At 45.8% G+C, this 701-nt stretch carries 1 protein-coding gene; it reads right to left on the bottom strand.

Annotated features, from left to right (window positions below; all coding sequences use genetic code 11):
- Nucleotides 1-16: 16 nt before the first annotated feature.
- Nucleotides 17-701: Na(+)-translocating NADH-quinone reductase subunit C (locus R7Z50_RS27545; protein WP_318149758.1), on the bottom strand; the 685-nt coding region annotated here is incomplete at its 5' end.

Genomic DNA, 701 nt, shown 5'->3' with positions numbered 1-701 from the left:
TTTTGTGCGCTAGACATTAGTTCAGACCTCCGTCACGAACTTTTGCTAGGAAAGGACCAAAGCCCATGTCACCTAACCAGAAGTCGAATGTACCTTGAACACCGTTACCAGTTAGTGTCGCACCAGATAGGCCATCAACGCCGTGTTCAGAACCTGCTGGCGCACCACCTTTAACAACCTTGATTGCTGGTTTGTGGTTTTCGTCGAACAGTTTCTTACCAACCCATTGAGCACGCCATGATGGGTTCTCAACTTCACCACCAAGTCCAGGAGTTTCACCTTGCTCGTAGTAAGTGATACCAGACACAGTGTTACCGTCAGTTTCAACTGCAACGAATGCGTACATCATCGACCATAGACCGTTACCGTGAACCGGGATGATAACTTTAGAAACGTCATCACCGTTTTTCACTAGGTATACGATACCCGTGTTAGCACGACGAATGATCTTAGCTTTGTCTTGCTCAGCTGTAAGCTTAATAGACGTCGCGTTGTCTTTCGCTGCTTTACGTTGATCGTAGTTAGCTGCTTTAGAACCATCAGCCGCTTCTTCCACGAATTCGCCTGTTGCGAAATCAACCAAGCGAGGCTCGATGTATTCAGCATATAGCTCAGGTACTTTCTTACCATTTGCTTCAATGCCAGCAACTTCAACAATCTTTGATTGTTTATCTAGGACAGCGTTAGCTTTTTGCTTATCA

It is taken from the genome of Vibrio sp. 1249-1 (assembly GCF_033340495.1).
Note: the sequence above shows the minus strand (reverse complement) of the source record. Positions and strands in the feature narration are given on the sequence as shown.